Below are 17,971 nucleotides of genomic sequence, written 5' to 3'. Positions count from 1 at the left end.
ACTATAGCTTACGTAGCACAACCATTAGGTAGAGTCCGCCAATCAAGGAGGCAATGATCCCTGCTGGCATTTCTTGCGGATACAACCATTGTCGTCCGAGCCAATCGGCAAACAGCATCAATCCCATGCCAATCAATCCGGCGGTGATCATATGCGCCCGAGCATTTTTCGCTCCCCAACTGCGCGCAATGTGTGGCGCCATCAAGCCGACAAAGCTGAGCGGCCCCACCACCAAGGTGGCACTGACGGTCATGACCGCGACGAGGGCCAGCAACAGCATGCGGGCACGCCCTACCTTAACCCCCAGTGATTGAGCAGTTTCGCTACCGAGCGGCAAAATATCGAGCCAACGCTGACACATTAACCCCAGTGCCACCAGCACCGCGGCGACCAGGGCCAATGTGGTCACCGTACTGTCAGTCACATAGTAGGTTGAGCCTGAAATCCACGCGAGCACTTGATACGCGCGAGGGTCGCCACCCGCCATCAAAAAGCTTTGTACCGCTTGCATCAGAGCGGCTATGGCGACGCCTGTGAGCAACACTTTTTCTGGTTGGAAGCCGGTTTTGCGATTAAGCAGCACAATCAACGCCAAGGTCGCCCCCGCACCGATTAGACCGCCGATATATAAGCTCAGCATAGATGCGCCCATGCCCGCAAAAATGGTGACAATCAGTCCCAGCGCCGTACCAGCACTGATCCCCATCACTTCAGGGCTCGCCATCGGGTTAGCACTCAAACGCTGAAGCACGGCACCCGCAACAGCAAGCACACCACCCGCCAATGCCGCGGCCAGCAAGCGTGGCAAGCGCCATTCCAACAAGGACCAATCGCCGCTGAGCGCCAGCCACTGCCAGCCCTCACTTTGACGCGATACAGTGGCAAAAATCACCACACCCAACACCAGTAACATCAACGTTCGGCCTAGTGGCCAATCCTGACGCGGTGCGGGCGATCCCGATTGCATCTGTTGGCGTTGACGATTGCCCAGCGATACACGTGGCAACAGCCACAATAATAGCGGCGCACCCAACGCTGCCGTGGCGGCGCCCGTGGGCACCATCATTGCCCGGCGGCCCGGTAACAGCTGGACAGCCAAATCGGTGGCTGCCAACATCAAGGCGCCTAAAACCATCGCTAGGCTCAATCGGGTGATGAGCTTGCGAGCGCCACATAAGCGCGCAATCGCGGGCGCGGCAAGACCGACGAAGCCAATCACGCCAATCAAGCTGACCACCCACGCGGTCAGCAGCACCGATAGCCCCAGTGCAATCACACGGATTTTCGCCAGTGATACGCCCAAGCTTTTTGCTCCTTCATCTGAAAGGCTTAGGACGTTGAGCGGCTTTAACAAGGCAAGGATCAACACGACCGCCAATCCAACACGTGGCAATAAGGCTTGCACACTGTGCCAGTCGGTTTGCACCATCGAGCCCGCGCCCCACACCATCATGCCGTGTAGCGCTTCTTGATTCATCAACAGCAGCACGGTGCTGAGCGCGCCGCAGTAAAGGTTTAAAATCAACCCCGCGATCACCACTACGGTGGGCGATAGGCCGCGTCGCCACGCTAGCGCAAATACCACCAACATGGTCAGCACCCCGCCAGACATCGCCACCATCGCGCTCGACCAAGTCAGTAGCCAAGGGGCATAAAGCGTAGCTAGCATCAGCGCCAAGCTGGCACCATTCGCCACCCCCAACGTTGAAGGCGAGGCCAAGGGGTTGCGCAACACCTGTTGCATCAAGGTACCGGCCAGCCCCAAACACGCCCCGGCCAGTAATCCGGTGACCAAGCGCGGCCACCAGGTTAAATGCATCACCACCCCAATCGACGCGCTGTCATCCAGCGACCACAGAGACTGCCAGAGCATCGACGAGCTTACGTTCCACTGCCCCAACTGAGTGGAGGCGAGGCTCAACAATGCCGCCAGTAACGCCAAAGGCACCCATAATAGATTCAGTTTCATGACTGCCCTCCTTGGTCGGTCAATGCCGCGGTCACAAGGCGGGCAAAACGTAACGCCGACGGAATCGCGCCAAAGCTCCATACCGGATCAATCATCAATGGCGTATGCCCCGTACGTTTAACCAAATATTGCCAAAACATATTAGTCTGAAGGGTTTGCTCGACGCCCGCAGGGAGCGGGCGCACAATCACCAGCTGCGCATCAAGGTCAAGCAGCTCGCGTGTGGAGACCATGCTAAACCCCCAACTGTTAGTGGTGTTTTGCCACGCGTTGTTGAGCCCCAATTCACTGATGGTGGCGTGATACAAGCTGTTCGTCCCAAACACCCGCACATGGTTGGCGTCAAGAAATTGAATCATCAGAAGCGGTGGTTGTTCGTCGGGAATGGTATCGCGCAGGCTCGCCAATTGCTGTTTCGCATTGTCAATCAAGGTTTCACCGGCCTCCGGACGGTTGGCCTCACGTGCAATCTGCCGCGTCACGGTTTTGAGCGACGCCCAGCTTAGGCCACTTTCATACAGAGGAATTGAACTGACCGGCGCAATGGTGTTTAACTTGGGCTTCATTGCCTTAAAAATGGGCGAGATCAGAATTTTATCGGGGTGAAGCTCAGCCAAACGCTCCATGTTCGGCTGGGTGCGAAGCCCAATATCGACGGTTTTTTCTGGAATGGGCGGGGCTTTCACCCACGAATTGTAATCCGCCTTTTGCGCGACCGCGACGGGCGTCACTCCCAAGGCCAACAAGGTTTCAGTTTGAGTCCAATCCAGCGAGAGAATACGAGGCGACGCGCTGACGCTCGCGGACATCATGGCCGCGGTCAGCCAGACCGCAAGCGTCAGAAAAGAGGACTTGATCATACCGGCGATAACTCCCCCGGCATGGCAACCGCATAGCCGGCGGCATGATCGGCAATCGGCATCTCAATGCCATAAATCGATTTAAGGGCCGACTCTTGAAACACATCGCTAACCGCGCCTTGAGTCAGGACTTGTCCGCTGTGCAGCGCGACAATTTCATCACAAAAACGCGCCGCCATATTAATGTCGTGCACCACGATAATGATGGACTTATCCAGCTCTCGGCTGAGTTTGCGCACCAAGGTCATCACTTCGACTTGGTGGGCGACATCCAGTGCAGATAGCGGCTCATCGAGCAGTAAGTAACGCGTTTGCTGTGCCAGCAGCATCGCAATCCACAACCGTTGGCGCTCGCCCCCCGATAAGGTATCGACCAAGCGCTCGGCATAATCTTGGGTACCAGTGAGCGCCATTGCCTCGTTAATCGCTTGGTGATCGGCTTTGGTCAACCGCCCCAGCAAGCCATGCCAAGGATAGCGACCAAAACTGACCAACTCATACCCAGTTAAGTTATCGGTTGCCGGTAAATGCTGTGGCAAATACGCCACCTCGCGCGCAAAGGCTTTTTCCGACCATTTTGATAAGGGCTTTTGGTCTAATGCGATCTGCCCGCTGCTGGTTGCCTGTTGCTGCGCTAACAGCTTTATCAACGTCGACTTACCCGAGCCATTATGCCCGACCAACGCACAGATTTTTCCGGGCGTAAACGACAAGCTCACCTTATCGAGTAACACTTTTCCGTTGACGGCAAACGCAACGTCCTTTGCCTCTAACATATCTCGATCCTACTATTGCAAACACAAGCGCGTAGCACTTGCCCGTTATCTCTAAGAGCGGTAATTTTCCGATGCTTAAAAGGCAAATGCAAACCATTTTGATTTCGCTTTGTGTGCTTAGCGCTTGTTAATGAGAGAAATTAGACCTCAACCAACTCCCCCTTAGGGATCCAAGCGTCATTCAGCCTCGTATCGCCCATGGATAAATATAAATTGTTGTTACGACTGTCGAGAGCCCTATGTCCGCGCCCATCAGCCTTGTATGGCTAAAACGCGATTTACGCCTGCGGGATCATGCCCCATTACAAGCCGCCATTGCCGCTGGGCGTCCCTTGGTGATTTTGTACCTGTTTGAGCCACTGCTGCTTAAGGATCCGCACCATAGTAAGCGCCACTGGCGATTTGTCTGGCAGTCGCTGTGCGATCTTAATCAGCAGCTGGCGCCGCTTGGCGGGCAGGTCACCATTTGCCAAGGTGACGCACTCGCCGTTTTCGACGCCATCCACCAGCAGCAGGCAATTGGCGCGGTGTACAGCCATCAAGAAATTGGCGTCGACGCGACATTTTCTCGAGATAAAGCGGTGGCGAAATGGCTAGCAAGCCATCAGATCCCTTGGCATGAATTTCCCACTGGGGCGGTGATCCGCGGCGCGAAAGATCGGGTTGATTGGGACGCTGAATGGCAAAAGGTGATGCGCGCTCCCCTTGCCGAACCGGATTGGCAACAAGCGCGCTGGCTAAACGCATCACTCACGCTACCGTCGCTCGGTCACCATAACTGGGATTCGCCCGCGCCACGCTTTCAACCCGGCGGGCCGAGTTGGGCGTATAAAACCTTGCAGTCTTTTTTCCGCGAGCGTGGGCAACGCTATCAGCGCCACATCTCTAAACCACTCGCCAGCCGCAAAAGCTGTACGCGACTGTCACCCTATCTTGCTTGGGGAAACATCAGCTTACGCGAGATGTATCAAATCACCCTCCTTCATTGGCAAAAAAAGGGTTGGCGGCGTGCGCTGGTAGCTATGGTGTCGCGTTTGCATTGGCACTGTCATTTTATGCAGAAATTTGAAAGCGAGCACCACATGGAGCATCGGCCCGTCAATCGAGGCTACTTACATTTTGAGTACGCAAACGGTCCGCAGAGCGATGCGCACCTGCGCGCATGGCAACAAGGTAATACCGGTTATCCGCTCGTCGATGCTTGTATACGTTGCTTACACGCCACTGGCTATATCAACTTTCGTATGCGGGCGATGCTGGTCAGCTTTTTAACCCACCATTTGTTGATTGATTGGCGCCGCGGTGTGCATCACCTCGCGCAGTTATTTCTCGATTTTGAGCCCGGAATTCATTACCCCCAATTTCAAATGCAAGCTGGCGTGACAGGCGCCAATACCTTGCGCATTTATAACCCAGTGAAACAATCGCAGGAGCAAGATCCCGAGGGGGCATTTATTCGTGAATGGTTGCCCGAGCTTTCTCCCTTGCCCGACAGTTTGATCCATACCCCGTGGCAAATGACCGACATGGAAGCGATGATGTACGGTGTGGTGCTTGGCGAAGACTACCCGAAACCCATTGTCGATATCGAACAAACAGGCAAACGGGCGCGAGATATTTTATGGTCGTTTCGTCAACAAGACGCCGTTCGTATCGAGAAAGCACGGATCCTCGCCACCCATGTGCGTCCAAACAGCCCTGAGCCAACAAATAGCCCCGAGAACGCGGACAAGCGCGCTCAAAAATCACGTTCACCTGCTGCTCAATCTATCGGAGACAACCAAGATGGCGCATAAAAAGCCACATCTTCCCAGCAAGGTATGTTTGACGTGCGAACGCCCGTTTACATGGCGTAAAAAGTGGGCGCGCTGTTGGGACGAGGTTAGGTATTGCTCTGACCGTTGCCGTCGCGAAGGTCGTCGCCATGCGCGAGCGGCGACGCACTGAATGCATCTAACAGTGAATTCAATTTCGGATGTACCCACTGACGTTTAATTGATACCGCATAAAACGGCTCATACACACTCGGCAGTAAAGCGTAGCGGGTGAGCATGCCACTATCTAACTCATCGCGAACCACCACTTCGGGCATTACCGCCAACGCGTCATTGTCTCGGGTTAACAGGCGTAGCATCGCCATATCATTGGCTTCTGCCATGATGTAAGGCTTGAGTTGATACTGCGCAGAGATAGCATCAAACCCCGAGCGAATCGGGTTATCGCCATAAGGTAACACCCACGCTTGGTGCTGGTAGCTGGCGTCTAAGGTGGGCGATAAGGCTTTACCCGGCCAACCAATCACAGCTACCGGCTGGCGAGCCAATTGCTGATACTGCCAAATCTGTTTATTGGTACCCCGCACCGCAATATTGGTTAGCGCCAAATCTAACTGGTGATCAGACAGCGCATGGAGCAAGCCGGTTTGATCCATCGACTGCAACACGTAGCGGCACTCTCGTTGATTAACCAATGGCTGAATAAACTGCTCGATAAAATTCCGCGACATGGTGGATAAGGTGCCAATGCGAATCGTGGCACTGGACAGGGCCCCGCCGCTGGATAGCAACTGCTCAAGCTCTTCCCCCTGTCGGAATATCTCTTCGGCATAGTTCATCGCTTGATAGCCACTTTCGGTCAACGTCAATGTACGACCTTGGCGCTCAAACAATTGCACCTGCATCGCCTGTTCAAGCTGCTTGATTTGCGACGACAGCGCCGACTGCGAAATATGCAGCTGACGGGCAGTCTGAGTCAGGTTGCCGTGGCGCGCTACCTGCCAGAAATAATACAAATGATGGTAGTTAAGTCGGCTCATCGTTCTCTAAAACAGAATGAAAAATGATTTATTATGTATTTTACTTAACTGTAGTAAGTTTTCACAATGTATCTCATAACTATTGCTGTGAGGTAAGTCATGTTATCCCTATTTCTCGTCACCCCGCTCAAACTGGTGCTGCTCGCACTGGTTGCTCTTCTTGGCGGTGTTATCTGGCGATACAGTGCCACTGCGTTTGCAGGTGAAGCCGACAAGCACCGTTTTCTTTCCTCTTTACTGCTCACCTTGTCGGCAGTCTTGTTAGTTTTAGTCAGCAATCACCTGTTGCTGTTTTGGCTCGCCTGGGTGGCGGTTAGCCTCTCATTGGGTCGTTTAATTCTTTTCTATCCGCATCGGCCTCGCGCCCAACTCGCGGCACACAAAAAGATGCTGCTCGCCCGCTTTAGCGAATTGCTACTCGGTGGCGCATTTTTACTGTTGTTTTTCCACTACCAAACCGCGCAGATTGACCAATTGATGTTTCAAGTCAGCCAGCAACCTCATACGCTGACTGTAAGCATCGCCGCCTTTATGTTGGTGGGCGTGGCGATTATCAAGTGCGCTCAACTACCCTTGCACGGCTGGCTCATTCAAGTGGTGGAAGCGCCAACACCTGTCTCTGCCTTGTTGCATGCTGGCATTGTGAACCTTGGCGGGATCTTATTGATGCTGTTCGCGCCAGTGCTCGCGGCGAGCCCCAGTGCCAGCCTAGCACTGCTGGTTATCGCGGGCGTCAGTACGCTGGTAGCTGGGCTGGTGAGCCTGACACGCGTGAGCATCAAGGTAAAACTGGCGTGGTCGACCGTCGCCCAAATGGGGCTGATGTTAGTCGAAATCGCCCTAGGTCTTTACGAGTTGGCACTGCTGCACCTACTGGCGCACTCTTTCTACAAGGCGTTCTCTTTCCTCAACAGCGGCAATGGCGTGAATCATTGGCTCGCAACCCAACTGGCTGATGCCTCAGTCCCGCGTCGTAGCCATTGGCTTGCCGCGATGGCCACCGCAGGCGGTTTGATTGTCGCCGTACATCTAAGTGTCGGTATTTTAAATAGCTTGGCCGCTGGCTGGTTGTTGTGGATGGCGATGACCATGCTGCTATTACCAGCCTTTACGCGCCCAGGCGCTGCCCGCCCGACACGCGTGCTGCTCAGTAGCGTGTTTGCACTTGGCCTGCTCGGACTCTACGCCGCCATTAAACATAGCTTGATTGTGTTTGTCGCGGGCGGTAATGCCACCTACTTATTTGCCGATGCCTTTGCGCTGGTGCTGTTTATCGCGCTGTTTGCTCTGTCACTGGCGGTCCAGTATTGTCCTCACAAAGCGTGGGTGAATCGCCTATTTATCTGGCTGAACGCCGGCGCTTACCTTGATGAGTGGGCGACGCGCTTGACTCTCAAATGGTGGCCGAGTGCTTCTTTAATCCAACTACAGACGACTCAATGGCAACCGCATAAGGAGACCCGTTAATGATTGCGAAAACGCCCAATGTATCTGCATACCCTGAGTCCCTCGATGTGAGCGATTTTCGCGATGCCACACAGCAAGCAGTCGCCGCGATTGCGCCAAGCTGGCCGTTGGATCAAATGATTGCGGTGAACCCATGGTGGCCGCAACGCTTTACCCCCATTGAGCAAGTTTTTGCCGAACAAGCGGTGTTAAGCGGCCATTGTCCGTTAATGTCGTCGGCGTACTATCTGTCACATTGGCAATCGCCGATTAGTGAGGCACACCTTGCCGAGGCCATTTCAACCTCTGGCAGCGCATTGACGGTAAGTGATTGCCTGCGTGCACTGCGTAGTCATAGCAGTGACCTCCCGCGTTGGAAGCCATTAGCTGAGTTGTGTGACCGCACTCGAGAAGCACAAGAAGGCTTATCGTGGCAGCAAGAAATCCAGCAGCAAGTGAGCCAGTTTCTCGCGCTCTATCACCAATACCCACAGCGTTTTGATGCTCAAGGCCAAGGCGGTGAGCACCTTTATCAATGCTGGTTGGATGTGGTGAGCCAAGATAAAGGCATTAAAACCCTCACTGGCGTGGATTTACTTGCCGATTTCGCCGCACTGCCCACTCAAATCGATGCCCTGATCGCTGAAGCGGCCGCCTTTTGGCAACCGACTCTTCACGACCAAGACGGTAACTTGGCCTATTGCCACGCGCTTATGCATGGTTTATCAGGTTGGGCAAGCTGGCAAGCTTGGTTAGATTGGCAGCAACAGCTCAGTGACAGTGAACAACAAGATCATGGCATGGGCCTATTCGCGATTTTACTCGCGTGGGATACAGTGCTGGCACGCTGGCTTGCTAAACACCGTGACGCAGCGTGGGCAAGCATTCGTCAGTCCATGCACCATCAAGCGGTGAATGTGCGCCATTGGTATCACCAAGCACAGCAACAGCTCGCGCCCCTGTGGATTTGGCAACAAGCGCTGGAAATCAGTCAGCAGCGCCCTTGGGCACACGCCCTATCTGCGCAGGCTAGTGTCGACACGCTCGACACCTCCCCCACGCTTCAGGCTGTATTTTGTATCGATGTGCGCTCTGAGCCAATGCGTCGCGCATTAGAAGCGCAATCCGAACGAATTCAAACCCTTGGCTTTGCTGGCTTTTTTGGCTTGCCGATTGCCTATCAGCCCACCGATAGCCATATTCATCGGCCACAACTGCCCGGCTTACTGGCGCCAGCGGTCACCGCCTCACAAACTCATGCTACCCCCGAACGCTGGTTGCGAATGACCAAGCTCGGCTGGCAGCACAGCCTTGATGCGCCCGCTGCCAATTTAGGCATGGTCGAAGCCGGTGGCATGTTAAAGCTAGTGAGCCTATTAAAACGCGCATTACGCATTTCTGGCACCGAGAACCCGTTAAATCGACTCAGCCATACTGACAGTGATTGGGCGCTCACCCGTGACAATACACCGTTAACCGCAGCAGAAAAGGCCGAGCTAGGCGCTGGTATCTTGCGCGCGATGGGCATTGCTGATCAACTGGCCGATGCCGTCCTGTTGGTCGGTCATGGCAGTGAAACCTGTAACAACCCTCATGCAGCAGGGCTTGACTGTGGTGCCTGCGGCGGACAAACCGGCGAGGTAAATGTCCGCGTACTTGCACAGCTTCTTAACGATGCCGACGTACGTGATGCCATGGCAAAGCAAGGCGTGGCGATTCCCGCCAGCACCCGTTTTTATGCCGCCATGCACAACACCACCACCGACGCACTGGATGTCTTTCACGCTCCCGAGCATGCGCAATGGCAAACTTGGCTGGTCAACGCAAGCGAGCAAGCACGTGCTACCCGCGCCAGTCAGTTTGATCAGGCGCCTACCCAGCCATCCAAACTCAAACGCTTCTTTGGTACACGGGCCAAAGACTGGGCGCAAATGCGTCCTGAGTGGGGACTGTGTGACAACGCGGCGTTAATCGTGGGCCCGCGCACCCTGTCTCGACAGATTAATTTGCAAGGTCGCAGCTTTTTACACGACTACGACATGCACAAAGACCGTGACTTTAGCCAGCTTGAAACCATACTCACCGCGCCCATGGTGGTGACCAATTGGATCAATCTGCAGTACTTTGCTTCTGTCACCGCACCGGAAAAATTCGGCAGTGGAAACAAATTGCTACACAACATCGTGGGTGGCCACATTGGCGTATTTGAAGGGAATGGTGGCGACTTACGAATTGGCTTATCGCATCAATCAGTGCACGATGGCCGTCGATATCGCCACCAGCCAGTGCGATTAAGCGTATTTATCGCTGCCCCTCGGGAGGCAATTGATAGTATACTTGCACGCCATGACGATATAGCCGCGCTGGCGAATCACGGCTGGCTGTACTTGATGCAAATTGATGCGCAAGGTGCAGTATGGCAACGCGATCGCTCGGGTCAGTGGTATCACCTGAACGTAGCAAAATAAAACGGAGCATGTCGTTGAAAACGCAACTTCTCTCAGCGCAGTGTTCAACGGACCTAACACAAGCCGCCGAGCTGCTAAAAGCCGGCGAACAAGTCGCGGTGCCCACAGAAACCGTGTACGGTTTGGCAGCGGATGCCWGCAATCCAGGCGCCGTCGCGGGCATTTTTACCGCTAAAGGGCGACCCGCCAATCATCCTTTGATTGTTCATCTCGGTGACGTCGCATCGATCACCGAGTGGGCAACGCAAATCCCGGATGAAGCATATAAGCTGGCGAATGCCTTCTGGCCAGGGCCGATGACGCTGCTGCTGCCACGTGCCGAGCATGTTTCACCGGTAGTCACGGGTGGATTAGATACCATTGGGCTTCGCGTACCCGCGCAACCTGTGTTGTTAGACCTGCTCGCCACCCATCAGCTTGCCGTTGCCGCCCCGTCTGCGAACCCGTATAAAAAGCTCAGTCCCACCACGGCGGAGCAAGTGATGCATGGTTTAGGCGGAAAGATCGCTGCGGTGATTGATGGCGGCCCTTGCCAACATGGGCTGGAGTCGACCATTGTCGATCTTACCAAGCGTCCATTCCGCGTACTTCGCGCCGGTCCAATCACCGCTAGCGAGTTGAGCGCCGTGCTGGGTGAAACGGTTGACGCTCCCGAGCAGCACGACACCGTGGTGCCCGGCAATGTGGGAAGCCATTACCAGCCCAATACGCGGTTGCAGATGGTGGCGGCAGACTTGTCTGATCTCCCTGCGCCCCATCCGGAAAAACGCGCAGCCTTGCTTCACTTTGGCGACGCCCCAGCACGGGATGATCTGGTCTGTATTGCCATGCCAGATGACGCTGCACGCTACGGGCAAGCGTTATATCACCAACTTGCCCAAGCCGACCAACTGGGCGTCGATGAGATCTGGCTCGCCCAGCCTCCTCATGGCGAAGCATGGCTTGCCGTGCATGATCGCCTACGCCGCGCCGTTAGCTAGTTTTTGACGCACGCATTCGCATGAAGCTTGCCGTTGCACTGGCACACACAGTGCCCGCAACGGTAAGCGTTGCCTCCAACTGACTCATTCCATGTTTCGCTTTTACACACCATGCTCGTACCTCCGCCTCAACCGCAATGGGCACTGGATGGTGATAGCGAATATTAAGTGACGCTGTCACACTTTGCGGGGCAAACAGGAAGGTACAATGGGTCAACGCCGCATCAATAAGCGTAGCGATTACCCCACCGTGCAGCTGATCTTGATACCCTTGCCAAGCGCTTTCTAACCATACGCTTGCGGTCACGGCGTTATTATCGTCTTGATAAAATTTAAGGTTGAATAGCCCGTTGTCACTGCAAGCTACACACTGATGATGCGACCGTGGCGGCATCACACGTAATTCAGTCATGGCAACCGCAACCCTGTCCACTGGCGTGACCGCCTTTACCTTGCCGCTTGCCACATCCGCGATGCTCAGAACCTAACCCACTTCGTTTAGAACCACACCCGCACATCCGATCAGCACGACACGCTCCTTTCCGTAGTTGGGATTGCTGCTTCATTTGCTGCAACGCCGGCCGTCCTTGACTCGCATCCGTAAGCGGTTGCCAATACGCAGGCGACAGCCACTGGGTAGGATTTAGGCGACCATTGGTTAACTGATAAACATGTAAGCCAGCATCAAGTAATCCCGCTAACGCATGCTCGCCAATATGACGAGTCACCACACGTGTTACTTGGTTAGCTTTCAGCATCGCTATCAAGGCGTTTTTGGCACCGCAACCTTCTGTTACACGTGGGTTGGCGAACTGAACGAGTGCTTGGCCATCGTCGTCAAACAGCGCAAAGTGCTCGGCCTTCATAAAATGCCCCGCCGGGCGGTCTTGGGTCATCGCAATAGCAATTGTCATCTTCCGTTCTCTCTTTATATAAATAGCATATGCCAAAAATACGCTTGATTTGTGGCATATGCAAACTATTCTGTGAAAGAAAAATGAGAGCTGTCGCATAAAGATATGGAGAGTGATCGCGTCAAGCTGCAACGCCGTGCGACAAAATGCTTTTTCGAACACTCGCTCATCCTTGCTAAGCCGCATGATGAATGACAATAACTAAATGGAAGTATTGGTTTAAAAATACCTATTTTCACGGCAATCATTGACGTGAAATTACAGTTTAGTAAACCATAAAAGCACCTTGGTGAGTCACACGCAGCACAGATCTTGTTTTTGTAGATGGCTAACCTAACACGACTCTTCTGACTCAAACACCAAGGCTTTGCCTTCTACGAGGCAGGCGGTGGTTTTGGCGCGGGCGCGTTTGACTAGGTTGGCTAACGTTTGACGAGATACGCCCATGACTTCCGCCGCTTGCAGTTGCTGCATACCCTGATGATCAACAAGACGCATGGCTTCGAACTCATCCAAACCAATGGTCACTGTCTCTAGCCCACTGAGTGGAATGGCGTTGGGTTTAAAACAGTTGGTATGGGGTTTCCCGCAAATACGGCGGGGCATTTTAGGACGCGGCATAGGATCTCCTTTTTCGCTTATGCTAAGTGAGTTTATTGCTTATGCCAACAAAAAGGGATGCCGAGGCATCCCTTTTCTATTTATTGCGACAGGCAGTGACTTAGTCTGTCACGTTACACGTCGTACGTGGTAGAAGCGGTGTTACCGCCAGTGCCTGTCCAGTTGGTGTGGAAGAACTCACCGCGCGGCTGATCAAGACGCTCATAGGTGTGGGCACCGAAGTAGTCACGCTGTGCTTGCAGCAAGTTCGCGGGCAAGCGTGCCGTGGTGTAGCCATCCAAGAAGGTCAGCGCCGATGTAGTACATGGCATTGGGATACCGGTTTCCATCGATTTCGCCGCCACTTTACGCCATGCCGCCAAGCAGTTATCCAAAATCCCTTTAAAGTACGCATCTGAGCCCAAGAAGGCCAAGTTAGGATCTTTATCAAACGCATCGCGGATATTACCCAAGAAGGCCGAGCGGATAATACAGCCACCGCGCCACATCAGTGCGACGTTACCGTAGTTCAGATCCCAACCATTCTCGTTAGACGCTTCACGCATCAGCATAAAGCCTTGCGCGTAAGAGATAATTTTTGACGCCAGCAGCGCTTGACGCAGCGCATCAACCCACTCGGTTTTATCGCCTTCAACCGGCTGGATGTGTTTTTCAAACAGCTTCTCTGCCGCGACACGCTGATCTTTAAGTGCCGACAGGCAACGTGAGAAGACCGACTCAGAAATCAGAGTCAGCGGAATGCCAAGATCCAGCGCGTTGATGCCGGTCCATTTGCCGGTGCCTTTTTGACCCGCGGTGTCGAGAATTTTCTCAACCAGTGGCTCACCGTCTTGGTCTTTATACCCCAAGATGTCTGAAGTGATCTCGACCAGATAGCTATCTAGCTCGGTTTTGTTCCAATCGGTAAACACCTGCTGCATCTCGTCATGGCTCATGCCAAGGCCGTCTTTCATGAACTGATACGCTTCGGTGATCAGCTGCATGTCGCCATACTCGATACCATTGTGCACCATTTTCACAAAGTGGCCCGCGCCGTCACGACCGACCCAGTCACAACATGGTTCGCCGGTATCGGTTTTCGCCGCAATACCTTGGAAGATAGGCTTGACCGCAGGCCACGCCTCTTCTGAGCCGCCTGGCATAATAGACGGCCCGAAACGTGCGCCTTCTTCACCGCCAGAGACACCAGCACCAATAAAGTGAATGCCTTTTTCACGCAGTGCTGCCACGCGACGGTTGGTATCTGGGTAGTTGGTGTTACCGCCATCGATAATGATGTCACCTTCGTCCAGCAATGGCGTCAGTTTGTCGATAAAGGTATCGACCACATCACCAGCGCGAACCATCAGCATCACTTTACGCGGTGCTTCTAGCTTCTCAACCAGCTCTTCCAACGAATAAGCGCCAACGATGTTGGTGTTCTTAGCTGGGCCTTCAAGAAACTCATCAACTTTGGCAGCGGTACGGTTATGCGCCACCACTTTAAAACCGTTGTCGTTCATGTTGAGGATCAGGTTTTGGCCCATGACCGCCAAACCAATTACGCCGATATCACCTTTCATCGTGCTCTCCATTAATTCTGTTCTGGTAATTTTTTTGCTGCCGCGGCATCGAGTACCCATTCCGTGGTGCCTTTGGCACTACGGATATTGGCGGCAGGATATGGCAGTTGGGTAGGCTCGTGTGTGGCGATCTCATGCACGATCGCTTGCTTACCTTCACCCAACACCAGATAACTGATTTTCTTCGCCGCGCGCAGCACACGGGCGGTTTTTGATACACGCTTTTGCCCCGACTCTGGATGCGAAGCCACCAGCGCGAGCGCAGTATTGTCATACTGAGGATCGTGCGGGAACAGTGAGGCGGTATGGCCATCGCCACCGACGCCCAGCAAAATCCAATCAAACACAGGCGTGCCGTTTTCGCTTGGGATCAAGGCTTGCATTTCCGCACTAAAGCGGGCCGCTTCCACATCCGGATCGTCTTCACCCCGAATGCGGTGAATGTTCTCTTCCGGGATGCGAATGTGGCTAAATAGCAGCTTATTGGCTTCGCCGAAGTTACTCTCGGCATCATCCGGTGCCACACAGCGCTCATCGCCCCACCAAAAATGCAGGTTTTGCCACTGAATCGCATTGGCATAATCATCACTGGCTAAACGCTTAAACAGCATTTTGGGCGTGCTGCCGCCAGAAAGCGAAATGTGCACGGCACGATCTTGCGCGCTGAGCGCTTGCATCGCGTCGGCTAAGTGATTGACCACCGCGTCGGCATCATCAAAAATTCGGGCATTTATCATAATTCGCAGTATTCCGTGTCAGTCAGGTTTTTGCAGGGAAAGCGCCAAGCATGGCCATCACGCTCCAGCAACTGATCCGCTTCTTTCGGTCCCCATGTTCCGCAGGCATAGCCAAACAAGGCTTTGTCATTTTCTTTGTACTGCAGAATAGGCTCAACAAACTGCCAGCAAGCTTCGACCGCATCACTGCGAGCAAACAAGGTCGCATCGCCTTTGAGGGCATCTAGCAACAAACGTTCATAGGCGGTCAGCATCTGGGTTTCTTCCAGCGACGTATAATGGAAATCCATATTGACCGCTTTCGCGTTAAAGCCGGCACCTGGCTCTTTAAGACCAAAGCTCATTTGTATGCCTTCGTCGGGCTGAATGCGGATCACCAAACGGTTCTCAGGGGCATTCTTACCAAATACAGGATGCGGAGTTTGTTTAAAGTGGATCACCACTTCGGTCACACGTGTTGGCAAGCGTTTACCGGTGCGCACATAAAAGGGCACCCCATTCCAACGCCAGTTGTTGATAAACATCTTCAGGCCAACATAGGTCTCAGTACGCGAGTCTTCCGCCACACCTGGCTCATCACGATAACTAGGCAGTGGCTTACCACCCACGTGAGATTCGGTGTACTGACCTAGCACTAGGTTATTGTGTAAGTCGTCTTCAGAGAGCGACTCGAGTGACTGCAACGCTTTGAATACTTCATCACGCATGGCGTCAGCATTGATTTGCGCCGGAGGCTCCATCGCCACGAGCGATAACACTTGCAACAAGTGATTTTGGAACATGTCGCGCACCGCACCAGACTGATCGTAGTAACCACCGCGGCCTTCTACCCCAAGGTTTTCAGCCCCCGTAATTTCTACATAGTCAATGAAGTTACGGTTCCAAAGCGGTTCAAACATCGCATTAGAAAAACGGAAAACCAGTAGGTTTTGCACCGTTTCTTTACCTAAGTAATGGTCAATGCGATAGATCTGATGCTCGGCAAAATAAGCATGAATGTCTTTGTCGAGCTGACGCGCGGAGGCTAAGTCATAGCCAAACGGCTTTTCAACCACCAAGCGTTTCCAACCGTTGCTCTCATCATTGAGGCCATGCGCTGCCAGGCAGGCAGGAATAAAGTTATACAGCTTCGGTGGAGTCGCGAGGTAGAAAAGCGTATTGCGCTGTGTAAAGCCATATTGGTCAGAAAGCGCATCCAAGCGGCTTGTCAACGCACCATATTCGTTGGTGTCAGAGATATTAAATGATTGATAGTGAACATGCGCCATAAAGGCGTCGAGCGTGGCAGGATCGGTCTCTTCAAGCTCTTGCATGGAGTGACGTAGTTTATCGCGAAATGACTCGTCACTGTAGAAGGTGCGGCTTGCGCCTAGAATCGCGAAAGACGCAGGCAGCTGTTTGTTCGCATATAAGTGGTACAGGGCTGGGATCAGCTTACGGAAGGTCAGATCGCCAGATGCACCAAAAATAACAATACTGCTGTTTTCTGGAATTACCATCATCTTTCCTTTGATAATAAAGGTACTGCATGTGATTTGCGCCACAAATTAGCAGCGCTAAGGCCAAATTGGTAATTGGCGCTACCTATTGATGCCATCGATGTCACCACTGGAACACGCTGAATCGGCTAGCTAATCCCTACATTCGCAGCCAGCACGACACAGACAGTGTGCGACAAAGGCGACTTAGTCTAGCACTTTCTTAACCAATAAGCTTTACCCTAACTGGTATGACATGGCGAAGTGTCCATCTGATGAGCCGCCTCACACAGCTGCTGGATCAGCGCGTCGACTTTCTCATGCCGATCATTGCGCAAGGTATATAAACCGACGTTACCTCTCTTACTCGGGTGAGCACCCAACACTTTTACCCCCTGACTCGCCAGATACATCTGGGCTCGACTGGTATAGGGCATCACCGACTGAGTGTCGTGTAATAAGTCGATACCGGGACTGAGGGCATCAACATCAAACACCACTTGGTTGACGTGCGTTGTTAGGCTGATGGGGTTCGCCAGCAAATGCGCATGCCGGGCATGATCAGGCGTGACACGCATCAAAGGCCAATCACTTAGGCGCTGAGAGTCGATGCTGGCGGATGTGTCTGTGAGTAGCGGATGGTTATCAGCCACATAATAGCTTTCCGTATCCTGAAACAACGGCATAAAGCGCACTTGCTGGCTCGCAACCAAATCGTCAATTTCATGACCGATAAACACATCCACATCGCCACTGAGTAGCGATGCCATCAGTGCCAAACGGTTGCCAAATTCGATGTGGACGGCACACTGACGATCCGCTTGATACTCAAGCACTGCCGGTTTGACAAACAAGGGCCACCACGCCTCCCCAGTGCCAAGCTTTATTTGTCCTGCTTCACGCGCTTGCAAAGCATGAATCTGGGCATGAAGCCTTTGCCGCTCGGCGTGCAGTGCCGTGGCATGCTGATAATAAAGCTCTCCTGCTGCAGTCATACTGACGCCGCGAGGGTGGCGAACCAACAGCGGACACGCGAAACGTTGCTCAAGCTTTTGGATCTGTGCCGTCAATGAAGGTTGGCTGATCCCTAACTGCAACGCAGCCGCTTTAATACCCCCTGCCTCAACCACCGCAATAAAGTAGCCGGCGACTTTTTCTACATCCATACCGCCCCCACTCACAGTTTAATGGCTTACTTTATAGCCTAATCAAGATACGTGATTCAATCATAACGCATATTTTTCACCTATTATCACTTTACCTATAGCCAATCGGTTATATCAACAAGCGTCACGCCTATTTTTCTTGGCACCGCCCGCGCGCTAGGCTGTTGGCCACAGCTCAA

The 17,971-nt window shown here is 53.4% G+C and carries 16 protein-coding genes; 5 read left to right on the top strand and 11 right to left on the bottom strand.

The features are described 5' to 3' along the window. Position 1 precedes the first annotated feature (1 nt). From fhuB to BZG20_RS11620, 3 genes are read right to left on the bottom strand one after another with little or no spacing between them, the layout of a single operon-like run. Complete coding sequence (gene fhuB / locus BZG20_RS11630) at positions 2-1,969, bottom strand: Fe(3+)-hydroxamate ABC transporter permease FhuB (protein WP_077579113.1); 1,968 nt, start codon at positions 1,967-1,969, stop codon at positions 2-4. Next, positions 1,966-2,829, bottom strand: coding sequence for an iron-siderophore ABC transporter substrate-binding protein (locus BZG20_RS11625; protein ID WP_077579112.1), 864 nt, complete (start codon positions 2,827-2,829; stop codon positions 1,966-1,968). The genes fhuB and BZG20_RS11625 overlap by 4 nt, the downstream gene beginning before the upstream one ends. Further along, complete coding sequence (locus BZG20_RS11620) at positions 2,826-3,605, bottom strand: ATP-binding cassette domain-containing protein (protein ID WP_021023558.1); 780 nt, start codon at positions 3,603-3,605, stop codon at positions 2,826-2,828. The genes BZG20_RS11625 and BZG20_RS11620 overlap by 4 nt, the downstream gene beginning before the upstream one ends. Positions 3,606-3,844: 239 nt before the next feature. On the opposite strand from BZG20_RS11620, the gene BZG20_RS11615 reads away from it, so the two are divergent. Both BZG20_RS11615 and BZG20_RS11610 read left to right on the top strand, forming a co-directional pair. After that, complete coding sequence (locus tag BZG20_RS11615; protein WP_077579111.1) at positions 3,845-5,401, top strand: deoxyribodipyrimidine photo-lyase; 1,557 nt, start codon at positions 3,845-3,847, stop codon at positions 5,399-5,401. Continuing rightward, positions 5,391-5,552 carry a DUF2256 domain-containing protein gene (locus BZG20_RS11610; RefSeq protein ID WP_077458369.1) on the top strand — a complete coding sequence of 54 codons (162 nt, stop codon included), beginning with the start codon at positions 5,391-5,393 and terminating at the stop codon, positions 5,550-5,552. Before BZG20_RS11615 ends, BZG20_RS11610 begins: the two co-directional genes overlap by 11 nt. Here the strand turns inward: BZG20_RS11610 and BZG20_RS11605 are convergent. After that, the gene (locus BZG20_RS11605; protein WP_069589407.1) at positions 5,488-6,420 is read right to left on the bottom strand and encodes a LysR family transcriptional regulator; all 933 of its coding nucleotides are present in this window, start codon (positions 6,418-6,420) and stop codon (positions 5,488-5,490) included. The two genes, BZG20_RS11610 and BZG20_RS11605, sit on opposite strands and share 65 nt — an antisense overlap. 99 nt (positions 6,421-6,519) lie before the next feature. On the opposite strand from BZG20_RS11605, the gene BZG20_RS11600 reads away from it, so the two are divergent. From BZG20_RS11600 to BZG20_RS11590, 3 genes are read left to right on the top strand one after another with little or no spacing between them, the layout of a single operon-like run. Continuing rightward, on the top strand, positions 6,520-7,887 hold the full coding sequence (locus BZG20_RS11600; protein WP_077579110.1) for an NADH-quinone oxidoreductase subunit L: 1,368 nt from the start codon (positions 6,520-6,522) through the stop codon (positions 7,885-7,887). Continuing rightward, positions 7,887-10,334 carry a DUF2309 domain-containing protein gene (locus BZG20_RS11595; RefSeq protein ID WP_077579109.1) on the top strand — a complete coding sequence of 816 codons (2,448 nt, stop codon included), beginning with the start codon at positions 7,887-7,889 and terminating at the stop codon, positions 10,332-10,334. The genes BZG20_RS11600 and BZG20_RS11595 overlap by 1 nt, the downstream gene beginning before the upstream one ends. Before the next feature lie 8 nt (positions 10,335-10,342). Then, a complete protein-coding gene (locus tag BZG20_RS11590; protein WP_077579108.1) occupies positions 10,343-11,314 on the top strand; it encodes an L-threonylcarbamoyladenylate synthase in 972 nt (323 codons plus the stop codon). Here BZG20_RS11590 and BZG20_RS11585 read toward each other — a convergent pair. The 7 genes from BZG20_RS11585 to BZG20_RS11555 all read right to left on the bottom strand — a co-directional run bounded on the left by BZG20_RS11585 (position 11,307) and on the right by BZG20_RS11555 (position 17,792). Beyond that, the gene (locus tag BZG20_RS11585) at positions 11,307-11,726 is read right to left on the bottom strand and encodes a PaaI family thioesterase (protein WP_077579107.1); all 420 of its coding nucleotides are present in this window, start codon (positions 11,724-11,726) and stop codon (positions 11,307-11,309) included. The genes BZG20_RS11590 and BZG20_RS11585 overlap by 8 nt on opposite strands. Continuing rightward, on the bottom strand, positions 11,719-12,228 hold the full coding sequence (locus BZG20_RS11580) for a NifB/NifX family molybdenum-iron cluster-binding protein (protein WP_158010036.1): 510 nt from the start codon (positions 12,226-12,228) through the stop codon (positions 11,719-11,721). The genes BZG20_RS11585 and BZG20_RS11580 overlap by 8 nt, the downstream gene beginning before the upstream one ends. Before the next feature lie 333 nt (positions 12,229-12,561). Next, positions 12,562-12,849, bottom strand: coding sequence for a DUF134 domain-containing protein (locus BZG20_RS11575; protein WP_077579105.1), 288 nt, complete (start codon positions 12,847-12,849; stop codon positions 12,562-12,564). Between the two features lie 113 nt (positions 12,850-12,962). Continuing rightward, positions 12,963-14,411 carry a decarboxylating NADP(+)-dependent phosphogluconate dehydrogenase gene (gene gnd, locus BZG20_RS11570; protein ID WP_077579104.1) on the bottom strand — a complete coding sequence of 483 codons (1,449 nt, stop codon included), beginning with the start codon at positions 14,409-14,411 and terminating at the stop codon, positions 12,963-12,965. Positions 14,412-14,422: 11 nt separating this feature from the next. Then, complete coding sequence (gene pgl, locus BZG20_RS11565) at positions 14,423-15,148, bottom strand: 6-phosphogluconolactonase (protein ID WP_077579103.1); 726 nt, start codon at positions 15,146-15,148, stop codon at positions 14,423-14,425. Next, on the bottom strand, positions 15,145-16,647 hold the full coding sequence (gene zwf, locus BZG20_RS11560; protein ID WP_077579102.1) for a glucose-6-phosphate dehydrogenase: 1,503 nt from the start codon (positions 16,645-16,647) through the stop codon (positions 15,145-15,147). The genes pgl and zwf overlap by 4 nt, the downstream gene beginning before the upstream one ends. Before the next feature lie 221 nt (positions 16,648-16,868). Beyond that, on the bottom strand, positions 16,869-17,792 hold the full coding sequence (locus BZG20_RS11555; RefSeq protein WP_077579101.1) for a LysR family transcriptional regulator: 924 nt from the start codon (positions 17,790-17,792) through the stop codon (positions 16,869-16,871). Positions 17,793-17,971: the final 179 nt, after the last annotated feature.

Origin of the sequence: Salinivibrio sp. IB868, from assembly GCF_001995655.1 — a bacterium.
Lineage (GTDB): Bacteria > Pseudomonadota > Gammaproteobacteria > Enterobacterales > Vibrionaceae > Salinivibrio > Salinivibrio siamensis.
Note: the sequence above shows the minus strand (reverse complement) of the source record. Positions and strands in the feature narration are given on the sequence as shown.

Excerpts from the sequence above, each read along its gene's own strand:
- BZG20_RS11595 (WP_077579109.1), top strand. The coding sequence starts at position 7,887 with ATGATTGCGAAAACGCCCAATGTATCTGCATACCCTGAGTCCCTCGAT.
- BZG20_RS11585 (WP_077579107.1), bottom strand. The coding sequence starts at position 11,726 with ATGACTGAATTACGTGTGATGCCGCCACGGTCGCATCATCAGTGTGTA.
- BZG20_RS11605 (WP_069589407.1), bottom strand. The coding sequence starts at position 6,420 with ATGAGCCGACTTAACTACCATCATTTGTATTATTTCTGGCAGGTAGCG.
- BZG20_RS11600 (WP_077579110.1), top strand. The coding sequence starts at position 6,520 with ATGTTATCCCTATTTCTCGTCACCCCGCTCAAACTGGTGCTGCTCGCA.
- BZG20_RS11575 (WP_077579105.1), bottom strand. The coding sequence starts at position 12,849 with ATGCCGCGTCCTAAAATGCCCCGCCGTATTTGCGGGAAACCCCATACC.
- BZG20_RS11580 (WP_158010036.1), bottom strand. The coding sequence starts at position 12,228 with ATGACAATTGCTATTGCGATGACCCAAGACCGCCCGGCGGGGCATTTT.
- fhuB (WP_077579113.1), bottom strand. The coding sequence starts at position 1,969 with ATGAAACTGAATCTATTATGGGTGCCTTTGGCGTTACTGGCGGCATTG.
- BZG20_RS11610 (WP_077458369.1), top strand. The coding sequence starts at position 5,391 with ATGGCGCATAAAAAGCCACATCTTCCCAGCAAGGTATGTTTGACGTGC.
- pgl (WP_077579103.1), bottom strand. The coding sequence starts at position 15,148 with ATGATAAATGCCCGAATTTTTGATGATGCCGACGCGGTGGTCAATCAC.
- zwf (WP_077579102.1), bottom strand. The coding sequence starts at position 16,647 with ATGGTAATTCCAGAAAACAGCAGTATTGTTATTTTTGGTGCATCTGGC.
- BZG20_RS11555 (WP_077579101.1), bottom strand. The coding sequence starts at position 17,792 with ATGGATGTAGAAAAAGTCGCCGGCTACTTTATTGCGGTGGTTGAGGCA.
- gnd (WP_077579104.1), bottom strand. The coding sequence starts at position 14,411 with ATGAAAGGTGATATCGGCGTAATTGGTTTGGCGGTCATGGGCCAAAAC.
- BZG20_RS11615 (WP_077579111.1), top strand. The coding sequence starts at position 3,845 with ATGTCCGCGCCCATCAGCCTTGTATGGCTAAAACGCGATTTACGCCTG.
- BZG20_RS11625 (WP_077579112.1), bottom strand. The coding sequence starts at position 2,829 with ATGATCAAGTCCTCTTTTCTGACGCTTGCGGTCTGGCTGACCGCGGCC.
- BZG20_RS11620 (WP_021023558.1), bottom strand. The coding sequence starts at position 3,605 with ATGTTAGAGGCAAAGGACGTTGCGTTTGCCGTCAACGGAAAAGTGTTA.